This is a genomic window from Pseudomonas sp. SIMBA_068 (genome assembly GCF_046534705.1).
Taxonomy (GTDB): domain Bacteria; phylum Pseudomonadota; class Gammaproteobacteria; order Pseudomonadales; family Pseudomonadaceae; genus Aquipseudomonas; species Aquipseudomonas putida.
On the sequence record NZ_JAWRYI010000009.1, the window covers coordinates 137,014 to 152,095 of the forward strand.

17 protein-coding genes and 1 pseudogene are annotated in these 15,082 nt (G+C 58.3%); 8 read left to right on the plus strand and 10 right to left on the minus strand.

What is annotated here, in order from left to right; all coding sequences use genetic code 11:
• Positions 1 to 76 precede the first annotated feature (76 nt).
• Positions 77 to 352, plus strand: coding sequence for a helix-turn-helix domain-containing protein (locus SB756_RS20455; protein ID WP_027609240.1), 276 nt, complete (start codon positions 77 to 79; stop codon positions 350 to 352).
• 350 nt (positions 353 to 702) lie between these two features.
• Here SB756_RS20455 and SB756_RS20460 read toward each other — a convergent pair whose 3' ends face one another.
• From SB756_RS20460 to SB756_RS20475, 4 genes are all read right to left on the minus strand, one after another.
• Complete coding sequence (locus tag SB756_RS20460; protein ID WP_033693257.1) at positions 703 to 1,143, minus strand: hypothetical protein; 441 nt, start codon at positions 1,141 to 1,143, stop codon at positions 703 to 705.
• A gap of 118 nt (positions 1,144 to 1,261) precedes the next feature.
• Positions 1,262 to 1,573, minus strand: a complete 312-nt coding sequence (locus SB756_RS20465; RefSeq protein ID WP_027609242.1) for a hypothetical protein — start codon at positions 1,571 to 1,573, stop codon at positions 1,262 to 1,264.
• Between the two features lie 73 nt (positions 1,574 to 1,646).
• Positions 1,647 to 2,927: a tyrosine-type recombinase/integrase gene (locus SB756_RS20470; RefSeq protein ID WP_027609243.1), complete on the minus strand. Its 1,281-nt coding sequence runs from the start codon at positions 2,925 to 2,927 to the stop codon at positions 1,647 to 1,649.
• A gap of 284 nt (positions 2,928 to 3,211) precedes the next feature.
• Positions 3,212 to 4,339 (minus strand): hypothetical protein, encoded by a 1,128-nt coding sequence (locus SB756_RS20475; protein ID WP_410911613.1) that lies wholly within the window; start codon positions 4,337 to 4,339, stop codon positions 3,212 to 3,214.
• 643 nt (positions 4,340 to 4,982) lie between these two features.
• Here SB756_RS20475 and rfaD point away from each other — a divergent pair.
• Positions 4,983 to 6,014 carry an ADP-glyceromanno-heptose 6-epimerase gene (gene rfaD, locus SB756_RS20480; protein WP_410911773.1) on the plus strand — a complete coding sequence of 344 codons (1,032 nt, stop codon included), beginning with the start codon at positions 4,983 to 4,985 and terminating at the stop codon, positions 6,012 to 6,014.
• A 239-nt stretch (positions 6,015 to 6,253) separates the two neighbouring features.
• Here rfaD and SB756_RS20485 read toward each other — a convergent pair whose 3' ends face one another.
• Positions 6,254 to 7,141: a MerR family transcriptional regulator gene (locus tag SB756_RS20485; RefSeq protein WP_410911615.1), complete on the minus strand. Its 888-nt coding sequence runs from the start codon at positions 7,139 to 7,141 to the stop codon at positions 6,254 to 6,256.
• Positions 7,142 to 7,295: 154 nt separating this feature from the next.
• Here SB756_RS20485 and SB756_RS20490 point away from each other — a divergent pair, with 154 nt between their 5' ends.
• From SB756_RS20490 to SB756_RS20515, 6 genes and pseudogenes are all read left to right on the plus strand, one after another.
• Positions 7,296 to 7,742, plus strand: coding sequence for a PAS domain S-box protein (locus SB756_RS20490; protein ID WP_197897503.1), 447 nt, complete (start codon positions 7,296 to 7,298; stop codon positions 7,740 to 7,742).
• Positions 7,743 to 7,992: 250 nt separating this feature from the next.
• Positions 7,993 to 8,191 (plus strand): annotated as a pseudogene (locus SB756_RS20495) (short-chain dehydrogenase); the annotation flags it as partial.
• A gap of 6 nt (positions 8,192 to 8,197) precedes the next feature.
• Entirely contained in the window at positions 8,198 to 9,445 is a 1,248-nt protein-coding gene (locus SB756_RS20500) for an NAD(P)/FAD-dependent oxidoreductase (protein WP_410911617.1), read from the plus strand.
• The gene (locus SB756_RS20505) at positions 9,442 to 10,251 is read left to right on the plus strand and encodes a DUF1365 domain-containing protein (RefSeq protein ID WP_341795572.1); all 810 of its coding nucleotides are present in this window, start codon (positions 9,442 to 9,444) and stop codon (positions 10,249 to 10,251) included. Before SB756_RS20500 ends, SB756_RS20505 begins: the two co-directional genes overlap by 4 nt.
• Positions 10,226 to 11,488 carry a class I SAM-dependent methyltransferase gene (locus SB756_RS20510; RefSeq protein WP_410911619.1) on the plus strand — a complete coding sequence of 421 codons (1,263 nt, stop codon included), beginning with the start codon at positions 10,226 to 10,228 and terminating at the stop codon, positions 11,486 to 11,488. The genes SB756_RS20505 and SB756_RS20510 overlap by 26 nt, the downstream gene beginning before the upstream one ends.
• Complete coding sequence (locus SB756_RS20515; RefSeq protein WP_341795570.1) at positions 11,488 to 11,976, plus strand: DUF2878 domain-containing protein; 489 nt, start codon at positions 11,488 to 11,490, stop codon at positions 11,974 to 11,976. The genes SB756_RS20510 and SB756_RS20515 overlap by 1 nt, the downstream gene beginning before the upstream one ends.
• Here SB756_RS20515 and SB756_RS20520 read toward each other — a convergent pair.
• From SB756_RS20520 to SB756_RS20540, 5 genes are read right to left on the minus strand one after another with little or no spacing between them, the layout of a single operon-like run.
• Positions 11,914 to 12,096: a DUF2256 domain-containing protein gene (locus tag SB756_RS20520; RefSeq protein WP_082421981.1), complete on the minus strand. Its 183-nt coding sequence runs from the start codon at positions 12,094 to 12,096 to the stop codon at positions 11,914 to 11,916. The two genes, SB756_RS20515 and SB756_RS20520, sit on opposite strands and share 63 nt — an antisense overlap.
• Entirely contained in the window at positions 12,093 to 13,619 is a 1,527-nt protein-coding gene (locus SB756_RS20525) for a cryptochrome/photolyase family protein (RefSeq protein ID WP_410911620.1), read from the minus strand. Before SB756_RS20525 ends, SB756_RS20520 begins: the two co-directional genes overlap by 4 nt.
• 8 nt (positions 13,620 to 13,627) lie before the next feature.
• Positions 13,628 to 13,933, minus strand: coding sequence for a DUF6482 family protein (locus SB756_RS20530; RefSeq protein WP_016499695.1), 306 nt, complete (start codon positions 13,931 to 13,933; stop codon positions 13,628 to 13,630).
• Complete coding sequence (locus SB756_RS20535; RefSeq protein WP_341798883.1) at positions 13,930 to 14,466, minus strand: DUF3833 domain-containing protein; 537 nt, start codon at positions 14,464 to 14,466, stop codon at positions 13,930 to 13,932. The genes SB756_RS20530 and SB756_RS20535 overlap by 4 nt, the downstream gene beginning before the upstream one ends.
• An 11-nt stretch (positions 14,467 to 14,477) precedes the next feature.
• A complete protein-coding gene (locus SB756_RS20540; protein ID WP_410911621.1) occupies positions 14,478 to 15,005 on the minus strand; it encodes a chalcone isomerase family protein in 528 nt (175 codons plus the stop codon).
• Positions 15,006 to 15,082: the final 77 nt, after the last annotated feature.

Genomic DNA, 15,082 nt, shown 5'->3' on the forward strand with positions numbered 1-15,082 from the left:
TCCCACAATGAACACTATAGATTGTAGCCCTATCGTGTTCGATAGCGCTTCATCATTCCTTTTATGAGGAATGATGATGGAAATCCGTGAGTCCCTGGGTGAAGCACTGCGGCGCATGCGCATTCTTCACGGCCTGACGCAGGAAGATTTTGGAGTAGTCAGTAGTAGGACCTACGTCAGCACCCTCGAACGCGGACTCAAGGCGCCAACTATTCAAAAAATTGAAGAGTTGGCCGGCCGCATGGGGGTCCACCCACTCAGCCTCATCGTATCTGCATATCTCATCCAGAATCCGGATGTGGGCATCGACGGGCTCATCAAACAGGTGAAAAAAGAGGCGCTCAAGCCTTGACCGTAGATCCACAGCCTAAAATGAGCGCTATAGTGTTCACGCCGCCCTGAATCGACTACCATCGCTGCTCACTGAAACCCCCTTCGGGGAGCAGCGTAGCTATGCGTAGATGATTCCATGGCTAAGGTGGCCCCTTCTACATCCAAATGCCTATGGCCACCGCCGCTGCTCCCCATTTTTCAATTGGCCTGTACAGGACACCGTGTCGAGAATCGTGGAAGATTCCTGACTAGCACTGCCGAAGACTGCCGGCCAGAAGCCTGGATGGAGGAGGGCGTCGCTAAATAAAGCGGTTTTGTCTCTTGGTTATAGCGAGCGAGCCGCGGCGATGGGCCTAGCTACGAGCACCGCTAGCCATGCAAGACCCCATCTATCTCGTCCTGTGCGGCTTGAACAACCGCGTCGGGGTCGGAGGATATGATGTCCTTCGGCAGCTTACCGCCCAGATACGAATTGGATGATTCGAACCATAACGCCATGCCCCAGCCATTCAGCCTGGTGGCCAGCACAGCGATGACGCGCTGCATTCCCTGGGCCGCATTGGCCAAGGCGCAGGCATCGATGGCAAAACGTGAAAAGTACTCCACGCCCTCGTAGTTGATAGAGAAGATCACACCGTCTAAATACCGGCCAGGAGTGCCGGCGCTGAGTTGCTCAGCTAACGCCGGCAACAGCGCATTTAGCTCAGCCCAGGTCAACCAATCTCCGCTGGCCATGACTCTGGATTGTGCCTTTGACTGGAAAATCGCCTCTCGGCCGGCAATATTCCTCGCCTGTCGAATTTCGCGCATCTGCGAGACCCTCCTTAAGAATCAGGGGGTAGGGGATGTCAGCAACCCGTTCTGAGCTGCCCGCTGAGAGATAGACCACCACCAATTCGGATCCACCGGCTGACTGAGGGTCGACCAGTCAACGGCGGCCGGTGTCCTGGAAGTAGTCGTCCTGGGCAACCAGGCCCAAATTACCGTCCTCAGCCGTCGGTTCATCACTGAACAGCTGTTGAAGGCGACGCTCCTGCTTCACGTACGCCAGGGTCTGGAAAAAGTAGTGCTCGCAGAGGTGTACCTCGAATCGCTGGCCGTCGTGTTCGCTGCCATACCCCCAGCGGGCTTGTAGGGTTCCATACTGGTAACTGCCCGCAGCCAGGCGCGTAGAACTACCGCAGACGTCACACGTGACATCAGTGATGCACTCAATCTCGACCCGCCCGGTAATTTTCACTGTGAATTCCTAGAAAATGGCTTCGTGCCATGTTGGACGGCAGGCTGGCGATCGGCGACCAGGTGATTCGAGTTCAACCGCGGTCACGCATGCCAATGCGCTTAACCGAATGTGCGCGCTCCTGATCATGCGAGTGATAATAGGTGTTCTGGGTTGTACTGAGGTTGCTGTGACGCAAGTCTTCCTGCAGGTCCTTAGGATTGCGCAGCGGCGCGTCAAAGGTGGCGGAGGTGTGACGCAGCCAGTGCGCGGACGCACAGCGCAGACTTTCCATCTCGTGGTTCGCGCGGCCTTCGCTGCGCATCTTCTCTACGGCTTTATCAAACACGGTTTGGAGGAGGGCGCGGATCTGCCGATCAGACAAACCGGCGCGGCCGTTGAGCGTGGTGATCAGCGGCGTAGTTTCTCCTGAATGAGGTAGCTCGGGAAGTCCCAGGAATCGCCGATAACGTTTCAAATAGCGCTCTACGTAGATATCCCGCACGGCAATCTTCGCCGCCTTGTTGCCTTTACCCACCGCGAAGTACCACCAATTGCCTTCATCATCTAAGCGGAAATCACCCATGGTGGGTTTCCAGTTTTTGCGACCGGCGAGATCGGAAACCCGCAGGTACATGGCGAACAGCGTAGCAACAATAAATAATGTTCGCTCATGCCGCTCCGGTTCGGCGTTCGCCATTGCTTCAACGGTATCCAGGACAAAGTCCCACTGCAGCGGCGTAAGTGCCCGCGAAGAAGAAACTTCAAGTTCTTGCGTAGAAAAACGGCTGCCTTTCTTGAGGAGCCGAAACGGATTCGTTTGGGCGAAGCCATCTTCAATCAGAAATTCATAGAAGCGACTGCAGACGGTAAACACCTGGTTCAACGTGCCATTCGCAGCATGATACTCCTGGGTGCTCGGAGTTTCTGCAGCTATTACTTTGCGCGACTTGAGATTAAACGGATGCCATTTGGGGTTGGGGATGTAAGCCTCGCGAGCGTCGAGCGCGTGCGGGTTACTAACAAACCGGCTGCGGGTTACCGGACCCATCCAGTCATCTGGCGGGTTTCGACAGAAGTTCAGATAGTCTTGGGCATCCTGGCGTTTGAGTTGATTCAGCGGTTTGCCTTGGATCAGCAGCGCCCACAGTAGTAAGCGCTCGGTATGACTGCGGTACGAGTTGAACGTCTGGGCGTTGTCGGAAAAGGCGCGCAGGAACGCACGTACCGCGGCGTAGCCGCGGTCAGCCTCCAGTGCGGCGTCACACTCGCCCAGAAAGGCGCCGACGCAGGCCAGCGGTGAGCCGTGCAAACTGAAGTCTTGCTCGATGAAGTTATCGTGGGTTTCGAACAAGGGTTGGGGTGCGCGCGCCATGAAATACCAGCCAGAATTTTGAAGACAATAGACTTCCAGTTATGACAGTAATCGGAAGTCAGAAGCATTTTGGTCAGAATGATCTCAACCTATCGATGGTACCCGCCAGGCCTTAAACACGCAACGTAGCGATGGGCGCTTGGGGCAACGCAACCCTAAACAATCATTGCTTTAATGGTAGGCGACTTATTTCCGGCTTACCACTAAGGCGGAAATTATGAAAATAGCCAGTACTAGGGCATAAAATGCAGTCGATCAACAACCCTGTTGGTTCTTGCAAAAACTCACATATCAAAAATCGTGGTCGAGTCAGCGGAGAATCGGCTGTGCAGGGCATTAAGCGTCTCGTAAGCCAATCTACCGCGCGTCTCGCCAAACCCATAGGTATCAATAGCGCTCATAATGCTAGCCGTACGGATACTGTCCATGCGAGCCCCCGAAATTTGTTTAGTAAATGTTGCATCACAGCCGTCTCTCGCCATCAGATCTGCCGCCGCAAACGAAACCTCTTTCATGATATTACCAATTTGTCTGACGCCTAATCCTGGCCTTCCGCTTACTGTAGTGAAAAGTGCAACATCTGGCATTCTGCCTTGGCTAAGTGGGACATCTCGAGCATTCAGATAGCGTTCAAGGTAGGGGGTAAATTCAGCAGGAGCGCTAATCTTAAAAGATCTGCCGGCATCAAAAACCAAGTAATTCCAAGACGAATCCTTGTGAAAGCTAGAAAGTGTTGGCTGCCAAAACTTATTTCCTGACATAAACCTGACAGGAACCAGAAGATACATTGTCATGGCCAAAATAAACAGGGATCGCTCATGCGCCGAGTCATGCTCACACATGTACTTTGCCGCCCTTAAAAGATATTCCAGATTCTTCCTTTCCAGTCTCCCCACCAGCGACACACCCTTGCCACCAATACTATTGATGAATGAAGCTTCCACTTGCGAAGCGGGGTTAACCTCCAGAAGGGACATGCTCGCTAAATGGTCGAATACTTGGATGCATATCGATCTAATCCCTGTGAGCGCTCTTGGTCCGGACACCTCGCTGGTCGATGCTCTCGAAAAGGGGCGCCACCAATCATTCATTGTCCGTGTTCCATCATCCCCAGAAACAAATCGGCGTAATGGACTAGCTGCTATCCAGCTATCGGGCGGTGAAGCACAAAATCTCAGGAAATCCTTAAAATCCTGCACACGCAAACTAGCAAGCGGTTGTTGTCGTTCGGCCCAGGACCAGAGCAATAACCGCTCAGTGACACCACGGTAATAGGCATAGGTAGAGCTGATCTCGGCCGATTGATCATGCCGAATATAAGCCGCAAGAAACAACCTGAGCGCATCAAATAGAGCAATGGGGTTTTCTTCATGCTTAAATTTTTCAATATACCCACGAATCTGCGGGTGCAACTCGAAGTACCTATCCAAGGGGAGCGTGATTGTGTCTTGATCAGAATATATTGGACGAGGCTCAATCATAACGACCGTTCACATTGCAAGGATGGAATGAAGTATAGCTTAGGCATCGCTTGCGGACATGCGAAGCGGGATTCGCATCTATGAGGTGCAGCAGCACCTAGGATTTATCATTTACGAATCTCACAAGTAATCTCTAAGCTATTGAGTTTTGGGAGTTAAAGGGTTTGGCTACGTGCGGAATTATCATCTATGAGTAACATGATTTTTGGGTCGTTCCACGTCGATTTCGCGCATTTGGAGAGCACGTCAAGGCTGGAGCAGGCATGCCAATACAGCTAAGTCACTGATTTTTCATGCGCATCTATGGATAACAAAATTCGCATCTATGGATGCCGGTCACAGAAGTGGACACCGACGGCTGGTCACACCACAGGAGCATCTGCCCGACATCAGATTTAACATAATATGCATTATCCGAACATTCGTATTTTAGCGCTGCACCGTGGTTGCCCAGATGGTGAGCCTGCTCAAGGCCCTCATGCGTCGAACCCGGTTCATTCGTTGACCCAGGTTAAGGTTGGCTCTCGTTCCCTTGATTAAAATGCGGGCACCGTACCCTCACGGGGAATCTGTCATGACCATCATCGTAACCGGTGCCGCAGGATTCATCGGTAGCAATCTCGTACAGGCGCTCAACCAGCGCAACGAAACCGAGATCATCGCCGTCGACGATCTGACCGATGGCGACAAATTCCGCAACCTGGCCGACAGTGAGATTGCCGACTACCTGGACAAGGACGATTTTCTCGATCGCTTTGCTTGTGGTGAGTTTGGCAGCGTGCGTGCTGTGCTGCACCAGGGTGCGTGTTCAAGCACCGTCGAAGCTGATGGTCGTTTCATGATGGATAACAACTACCGGTTCAGCCGTGAATTGCTGGCGTCTGCGCAGCAGCAACGGGTCCCGCTTTTATATGCGTCATCGGCAGCTGTGTATGGCGCCGGGCAGGATTTTCGCGAACAACGTGAGTGTGAGCGCCCGCTAAACGTCTATGGCTATTCCAAGTTCCTGTTTGATCAACAGGTACGCCGGCAGTTGATGACAGCAAGCAGCCAGGTCGTCGGCTTGCGTTATTTCAACGTCTACGGGCCCCATGAACAGCATAAAGGTGCGATGGCGTCAGTGGCCCTGCACTGCTTCAACCAGTACCAGTCCCATGGAAAAGTCAGCCTGTTCGGCAGCTATGGTGACTATTCCAGCGGTGGCCATCTGCGTGATTTCGTCTCTGTGGATGATGTGGTCAAGGTCAATATGTTCTTCCTTGAGCGCCCACAGCTGAGCGGTATCTTCAATGTCGGCAGTGGTCGCGCCCAGCCGTTCAATGACGTTGCCTTGGCTGTGATCAATCGGCTGCGTGAGCAACAAGACCAATCGCCCTTGTCACTTGAGATTGCCTTGCTTGAGGGGGTGCTTGAGTACAGCGAATTTCCTGATCATTTGCGTGGCAAATACCAGTGCTACACCTGTGCTGACCTGGAGCGCTTACGCGCTGCCGGTTACCAGGCACCCACATTGACCGTCCAGCAAGGCGTGGCGCGCTACTGCGACTGGTTGCAGGGTATCAAAAGCCCGCCGCCTGCTCCGTTCAAACAGACGGCGGAAGCTTGATATTGCTTGCACTAACAAAAAACCAGTGATTATATCTCTGCATTGTTCATTGTTTGGACGATAATTGCTGATAACTACACTAAATAGACATTTAGTGTAGTTATTGACGTGCTGTTCTTCAGGAAGCTTACGAGCCATCTGCCCTACTCTTCACGACCTCAAATTAAACAACCCGCGTTCGGGCTGATTGCCGAAAGTGGCGAGGTTCAGGCATGACGGCAAAGGGACAAGCCCCTCGGTCAAACGTCAAGAGCACCGCGGTGCAAGGCGTTCAGCATGCGCGCGGCGTCGGCGCCCCCCTCGTCCAGCAGGCATAGCGGGATTCCGCTCAGGGCGGGTTGCGAATCGACCAGCCCTTCGCCTATCAGGGCCAGCGGGCACGCGATTTCCATCTGCAACGACCGCAAGCGCTTGGCCAAGCCGGGTCCCACCGGCACCTGGACTTTTATCACCAGTGCCGCAGGCTGCATGGCCGCACACACGATGGGTAGCTCTTCAAGTGGCTGCCCGCAACCGAGCACCTCGATACGCTGTAGCTCACTGCTCAACAGTAGCGCGGCGCACAACACACTGAGTTCGGCTTGCCCCTCGCTACCGGCTAGCAAAACCTGCGGCGCATCGACCTGGTTCACCTGCAGACGCAGCAGCAAGCGGGCGCGCAGGAAAGTGTCGAGAAACAACCACTGGCTGCGCTGGCCTGGCGCGGTGCCTGAAGCCAGGTCATGCCACACTGGCATCAGCACTTCACGCAGCACGGTGGCCTTGGGCAAGAGTGTGAACAACTGACCATGGATCCCCTCCAGTGCCGGCCGATCGAATGCCTTGGTGGCGCGCACAACGGCCGCGCGCCAATCGTCAAAGGCCGAATGCTGCTGGGCAGACGCCTCAGGCTGGGCTGCGAGCAGATCACCGACCTTGCTGACGGACAGGCCGCTTGCTGTCCAGCGCAAGATGTCGCGTATGCGCTGTACATCCCGCGCCGTGTAAAGTCGGTGGCCACCCTCGGTGCGCTGCGGACGTATCAACCCATGCCGCCGCTCCCAGGCACGCAGGGTCACCGGATTGATGCCGGTCAAGCTGACAACATCGCGCATAGGTAGCAAATCGGGTGGGGTAGCGTCAGTCATAACGAGGGGATATCCGAGTGGTAGGCCATTCTAAACCCATATGCACCTTCTGCGGCGAGCCTCCTTGGTCCATCATGCAACAAACAGCGCCGATACCTTCTGCACAGAAGCTACGCTGCGCATATCGCATACAAAACGCCTGTAGGTGGGCCCTATGATCACCGCGAAACTCCTGCAACTGATGGTCGAGCATTCCAACGATGGCATCGTCGTCGCCGAGCAGGAAGGCACTGAAAGCATCCTGATTTACGCCAACCCCGCCTTCGAGCGCCTGACCGGCTATTGCGCCGACGATATCCTCTATCAGGACTGCCGTTTTCTTCAGGGCGAAGATCATGACCAGGCGGGCGTGGCAACCATCCGCGAGGCGATCCGCGAAGGCCGCCCCTGCTGCCAGGTGCTTCGCAACTACCGCAAGGACGGGAGCCTGTTCTGGAATGAGTTGTCCATCACGCCCGTGTACAACGAAGCGGACCAGCTGACGTACTACATCGGCATTCAGCGCGACGTCACCGCGCAGATATGCGCCGAGGAGAAAGTACGCGCGCTGGAGGCTGAAGTGGCTGAATTGCGCCGGCAACTGGGACAGATAGAGCGTTGACAAAAACCTATACAAGATCGGCTTTCTGTATAGATTAATGCTTGGCTTTCAGCTATACCTGTACAACAAACAACTTTTGTACAGGATTTCCTGGGGCCCAGCATGCCAGCGTACCTACAGCAATTCGTCGTGCGCCTCGCCAGGCTCGATGGGGCTAGCATCGACACGCGGGAAAAACTGTACGACGAGCTAAGACCACGGCAAGGCTATCTGCGCTGGACGCTGCAGTTTTGCCACCCACGCCTGGCCCGCGGTCACCCTGGTCAGCCCTGGCTTCGTCGACACGCCACTCATACGTCGCAACTATTTCCCCACGCGGCTGCCCTGCCCCGCCCCTGGAAATCAACTGTCCCGGTCTTTTCACATTGGTGTTGCGCCTGTCAGGGGCGCTACCCGCGCGCCTGCGCTTGGCACTCGGCCAACGCCTCGCCCGTCATGAACAGGAATGATGATCCATGCGTATCGCAATCATCGGCAGTGGCATCGCGGGGCTGACCTGCGCCCACCTGCTGTCACGCAAGCATGAAGTAACGGTTTTCGAAGCCGAGCAATGGATCGGAGGGCACACGCACACGCTCGATGTGGTCTGGAAGGGCCAGCGCCATGCAATAGATACCGGCTTCATCGTTTTCAACGACTGGACCTACCCCAATTTCATACGCTTGCTCGACCAGCTCAAGGTCACCTCGCAACCGACCGAAATGAGTTTTTCCGTGCATGATCCGATCACTGGCCTGGAATACAACGGTCACGATCTGAACACACTGTTTGCCCAACGCCGTAACCTGGTTTCCCCAGGCTTCTGGGGCATGATACGGGATATTCTGCGCTTCAACCGCCAGGCGCTGGCCGACCTGGACAACCAGCGAATCGATGCAGACACCACCCTGGGCGCCTACCTTCAGACACAGCGCTACGGGCAGCGCTTCATCGACCACTACATTGTGCCGATGGGGTCTGCGATCTGGTCGATGTCCCGCGCCGACATGCTCCATTTCCCCCTTGAGTTCTTTGTCCGTTTCTGTCGCAACCACGGCTTGCTGTCGGTCAACCAACGCCCACAGTGGCGGGTCATTGAAGGCGGTTCACGCAGCTATGTCGCGCCGCTGTGCCGACCGTTTGCTGAACGCATACGCCTCAACTGCAAGGTATCCCGGGTCAGCCGCGATGAGGGAGGCGTGACTCTGATGAGCGCGGCCGGCACCGAACGCTTCGACAATGTGGTGTTCGCCTGCCACAGCGACCAGGCTCTGGCGCTGCTGGAAACCCCAACCATGCTGGAGCGCGCTGTACTCAGCGCCATTGGCTACGCCAGCAACGATGTGGTGCTGCACACCGATACCCGCCTGCTGCCACGGCGCAAGAGCGCCTGGGCCAGCTGGAACTACCGCCTGGGCGGCCCAGAGCAAGCTCCCGCCGCGCTGACCTACAACATGAACATCCTGCAAGGAATCCAGGCACCGACAACCTTCTGCGTGAGCCTCAACCAGACCGCGCTGATAGACCCGGCGCAGGTGATCGCGCGCTTCCAGTATGCCCATCCGCAGTACAGCATTGCCGCGTCCGCCGCACAGGCGTGCCAGGCACAACTGCAGGGTCAGCAGCACAGTTACTTCTGTGGCGCTTACTGGGGAAACGGCTTTCATGAGGACGGGGTAGTCAGCGCGCTGAAGGTGGCTGCGCACTTCGGAGAGCAATTGTGAACAGCAGCCTTTGTCTGGGCTGGATCAGTCACCGTCGGCTGACCCCGCGGTGCCATGCTTTCCGTTACCGGATTGGCATGTTCTACGTGGACCTGGACGAACAAGCCTGGCTGATGGGCCTGTCACGCTGGCTGGGGCGCTGGCGCCTCGCACCGCTGTGCTGGCGCGAGACCGACTACCTGCCAGCGCAGACCCGCCACGGCAAAACCCTGGCACAGGCCGCTCGCTTGCTGGTGTGTCAGGCCACTGGGCATATGCCCGAAGGCCCGGTACGGCTGCTCACGCAACTGCGTTGCTGGGGGCTGTCGTTCAATCCGGTGAGCTTCTATTTCTGCCACGACCGCGACGGCTGCCTGACCGCAATCCTGATGGAGGTGCGCAACACCCCGTGGCGTGAGCGTTTTCATTACGTACTGCCGGTGCAAGAAAACCTTGCCAAGCAGTTCACCGTGGCCAAGGCCTTCCATGTTTCACCGTTCATGCCGGTGGACATGGACTATCACCTGCGCTTTTTCCTGAGCGCAGACCATGTACGCATCCACATGCAGAACTGGCGGGACGGCCGCAAGGTGTTCGAGGCCGACCTCGCCCTGCACCGTCAACCACTGGATGGAACCGCACTACGTCGATATGTCATGACCTTCCCATGGATGAGTCTGCGCACTGTCTCGGCCATCTACTGGCAAGCGCTACGCCTGCTACTCAAACGCACCCCCGTGCATGACCACACCACCAGCCAGAATGACCTGGCGCTGGGCCAACCTTGCGAGGACCCTGATGATGTCAAATCCCACACTGAGCGTTAGCAAGTTCGCAGGCCTTGCGCCCTTGCTCGGCGGTCTGGCACGAAGCGCCGTGCTCGCCCAGCTGGGCAAGCTTCGCCACGGCCACCTGCGCCTGCTCTGCCACGGGCAGCAGTGGAGTTTCGGTGATGTCGACAGCCCGTTGCAGGCCGAGGTGGAGATCCTCGATGACGCCTCCTGGAGCCTGATCGCCGGCAATGGTTCGATCGGTGCTGGCGAGGCCTACATCCACGGCTATTGGCGAAGCCCCGACCTGGCGCTGGTGACCCGCCTGTTCGTCGCCAACCTTGAAGTGCTCGACGCGCTCGAGGGTGGCCTGGCTCGTTTCGGCCGCCCTGCCCTGCGCCTTCTGCACCGGCTCAACCGCAACAACAAACGCGGTGCCCGGCGCAATATTCTGGCCCATTACGATTTGGGCAACGCCCTGTTCGAGCGGCTGCTGGACCCCACCATGATGTATTCAGCGGCCCAATTCGAACATGCTGGGCAAACACTGGAGCACGCCCAGTTGCGCAAGCTGGAGCGCATCTGCCAGAAACTTGAACTGCACCCCGACGATCACCTGCTGGAAATTGGCAGCGGCTGGGGCAGCCTGGCAATCCACGCAGCCACCCGTTACGGCTGCAGGGTCACCACCACAACGCTCTCCGATGCCCAGTACAGCCATACCCTGGCGCGTGTTCAAGCCTTGGGGCTTGAGCTGCGCGTGAAGGTGCTGCGCGAAGACTACCGCGACCTGCAAGGCACCTTCGACAAACTGGTTTCGATCGAAATGATCGAGGCAGTCGGCCATCGTTACCTGCCTGCGTATTTCCGCCAATGTGCCTCGCTGCTCAAGCCCGACGGCCTGATGCTGCTGCAGGCGATCACCATCCGCGACCAACGCTATGCCCAGGCGCGGCGCTCTGTCGACTTCATTCAACGTTATATTTTCCCAGGTGGCGCCCTGCCTTCGCTAAGCGTGTTGCTCGACATCGCCAGCCGGCACACCGCACTCAACCTCGTGCACATGGAGGACTTCGGCCAGGACTATGCCCTCACCCTGCAGCACTGGCGTGAAAACCTGCGCCTGGCACGCACAGCACTGACGGACCTGGGCTACGACGACATGTTCCAGCGCCTGTGGGAGTTCTACCTGTGTTACTGCCAGGGCGGTTTCGAGGAGCGCACTATCGGCGTTGCACACCTGCTGTGGGCAGCGCCACTGGCACGGCGCGCCCCATTGCCTGACGGTGCCTGATGCCGGGGCGCTGGCTCGTCGCCAATGCCGTCTGGTTACAGGCAGGCTGGTGGATCTGCGTGCTAGGCGCCGAACGCCCCTGGCTATTGCTGCTGGTGATTGCAGGTGTGGTGGTGCACCTGCGCCTGTGCCCGGATGTTAACGCCGAGGTCAAGGCGCTGTTGCGCGTCACCTTGGCCGGGTGTGTGCTCGATAGCACGCTGGGGGCGCTGGGCGTGTTCGGTTTCGACGCCTGGCCGCTGCCACTGTGGCTGGCGCTGCTGTGGCTGGTGCTGGCCAGCGGCATGCGCCACAGCCTGGCATGGGCCGGCAGGCACTGGCAGCTCGGTGCGCTGCTGGGCGCATTGGGTGGTCCCTTGGCCTACGTAGGCGGCGCAAGGGTTGCACAAGTCGCCCTGCCGTTGGGCACGCTGGAAACCGGCCTGCTACTGATGCCGATCTGGGCCTTGGCCCTGCCCCTGCTCGCGCGCCTCGCGGCGCGGCGCTGACCTGCGGCATCGCTCGGAGCAGTAGCGCACCTGCTCCCAACAGCGTGCCCAGCGCTTGCGCCAGTTGAACGGCCGACCACACACCACGCAGACCTTGCTGGGCAAAAGACTCTTTTTCATAGCGGCTGCTGCGCATCGAGCTGCGCCAACAGCGCCTGGCCACGCTGCCACACGGCCTCGCGCCGGCTAGCCGTCATGCCATCCAGGCTGCGATACACCAGGGTCAAACGCGGGTTCGTCGACAGCAGCGGACGATGGCGGATGAGAAAATGCCAGTACAGGGCATTGAACGGGCAGGCATCGCCCTCCATCACATGATCGACCTTGTAACTGCAAGCCTTGCAATGATCGGACATGCGCTGGATGTATCGACCACTGGCGCAGTACGGCTTGGACCCCAGGTAGCCGCCGTCGGCGTGCATCACCATGCCGAGCGTGTTGGGCAGCTCGACCCAGTCGAAGGCATCCATGTACACCGCCAGGTACCACTCGCAAATCGCGGTGGGCACGATACCGGCCAGCAAGGCGAAGTTGCCGGTCACCATCAGTCGCTGGATATGGTGCGCGTAGCCCAACCGCAGGGTCTGGCCGATGGCTTGCTCCATGCAGCGCATGCGGGTGCGCCCGGTCCAATAGAATTCAGGTAACGCTCGGTCGTTGCCCAGGTGATTGAGCCCGGCATACTCCGGCATGCGCAGCCAGTAGATACCGTGCACATACTCGCGCCAGCCGATCAACTGGCGAATGAAGCCTTCAGCTGCATTAAGCGCCACCCGCCCCTCGCGCCAGGCCTGGTCGACCTCCTCACACAGACATCGCACATCCAGAAGCCCGATGTTGAGCGCCGCACTGATGCGCGCATGGAACAGGTATGGCTCGCCCTCGGCCATCGCGTCCTGGTAGTCGCCGAATGCCGCCAGGCCAAAATCCAGAAAATGCTGCCACAGTTGTTGTGCCTCGGCATGGGTCACGGGGTAGTCAAAGCCGTCGATGTCCCCGTAGTGGTCGCTGAAGCGCCGACGGACCAGGGCGACCACCGCTGCCGTGATCCCGTCCTGCGCGAAATGCGCAGCGAACGGCCCACGTAACTGGCGAGGTAATGGCTTGCGGTTGTCACCATCAAAATTCCAGGCCCCACCTGCCGGGCTGCCGTCGGGCTCCATAAGCAGGCCGGTTCGCTTGCGCATGCCACGGTAGAAGTGCTCCATACGCAGTTGACGACGCTCATGGGCCCAGCGCGCAAAAGCCTCCCGGGAGCACAGAAAACGCGTGTCGCGATGCCACACGAGGGGCAATGCGGCATCACGCAAAGCCTGCTCCAGGCGCCACTCTCCGCACTCGGTCAGGTGAATGTGCGTGGCGCCCAAGGTGTGCTGCCAGCGGTGCAACTCGCCAACGATGCTGCCGCTATTGCCATAAGCATCGAGCTCGACATAATGCACCTGCCAACCCCGCTCACGCAGGGCCTGGGCAAAGTGCCGCATGGCGCTGAATATAAGCACGATCTTGAGCGGATGATGCGGCACGTAGCGGGCTTCACCCTCCACCTCCGCCATCAGAACAGCATCGCGGGCGGGGTCAAGGGCAGCCAGGCTCGCCAGGTCGAACGACAGCTGGTCACCCAGCACAAGGCCCAGGCGCATCGTTCAGGCTACCATTGGCTGGTGAGCGTTACCGGTACGCGCAGCGGCGCAATGGGGCCGTCACGTTGCCCGCACATCTCATCATGCACCACCTGCTGTACCAGCATGCAGGGCACGGTTGGCAGGTCGGCCAACAGCTGCCGTAGCTCGGTAGTGGAGCGCACGCGAACGGGCTGCCCATGGGCATCGCTCAATGTCACAGGGCCGGCGTCGGTCAAGGCACGCAGGAGGTAGAAGCCACCCTCCAGCGACAGCAGTTCAAGTTCCTTTGCTTCGCCGGTCGAGACCAGCTGGGTAAGCGCGATCAGGTTCATGGTGTGCCCTCTGGCAGGCGGCGGAAGAACAGGGTGATCTGGCCGATTTCAACGCCCAGCTTGCTCATGCTTGAACGGTTGATCAGCGTGTCGTCATCCATGAGGTACATCCAGTCGTCCAGGTCTACCTGCCAGTGCCGCCCGTCAACTGGCAGGTCCAACTGGTACCGCCATCGCAGCGCGTTACCCGCCACCTCGCCGCGCGCCTCGCCGATCACGTCCCCAGCGGTACCCCGCCAGCGGCCAGGGCCGTCTGGCACCAGTGTCCAGGTCCGCTGCTGGCGAGTGCCATCGCTGTAGAGAAAATGTTCGTCGAGGATCAGCCGCTCGCCTTCGCGGCGGCTGTCGATACGTACGTGGAAGCGCTTGACCACTTCCCCGGAACGCTTCTGGAACATCCCCCAGGCCTGCACCGGTCGCGAGAAGAATGCAGCCAGGTCCAGTTTCGGTTGCTCCTTGGCATAGTGCTCGACACCGACATTGCCACAGCTGCCCAGAAGCAGGCAGGACACCAGCAACAGCACTTTGTACATGTTCATGTTCCTCAGTCGTTGCCAGCCAGCCCAAGCAGGCGCTGGCGCAGTTGTGTATCCCGGGCTCCGGGGTCGAGCCAGATGGCAAAAAACGCCCTGGCAAAGACCGGGTCGGCGATTTCGCGGCTGAATTTACCGTCGACGTAAAAGCGGCAGCCCTGCCCCGGCAGGTACAAGCCGGTAATGCGCATGCCGGGGCGCACATCCACGAATGCCTCTTCAATCCCGCGGGTCCACGCCGTGCGTTGTTGCGGCGTTATGCTGCCACCGTTGAGGCGGCGCATTTCCTCGAGGCTGGCCTGTACCAAGGTGTCCCTGGACAAGGAACGGTGGTAGAGGAGCTCAAGGGCGAATGGCTGGTTCCAGTCATGAACTTGCCCTGCTGTCCATAATTGCGCTGTATACAGACGCAGACCAAACCAGGTGAACTCACCACTCCCAAGCCGTTGCGCCCCAGGCAGATCCGCCCTCCAGCCCGCCACCGCCGAAAAGGCAGCCAGTAGCAGACAGAGGCAAGCCCAACGACCACGGTGCGCCATACTGACCTCGAGCACGCGTAAATACTGTACAACGATAGCATCTTGTATAGATATTGCGCTAATACTGCATAGATTTT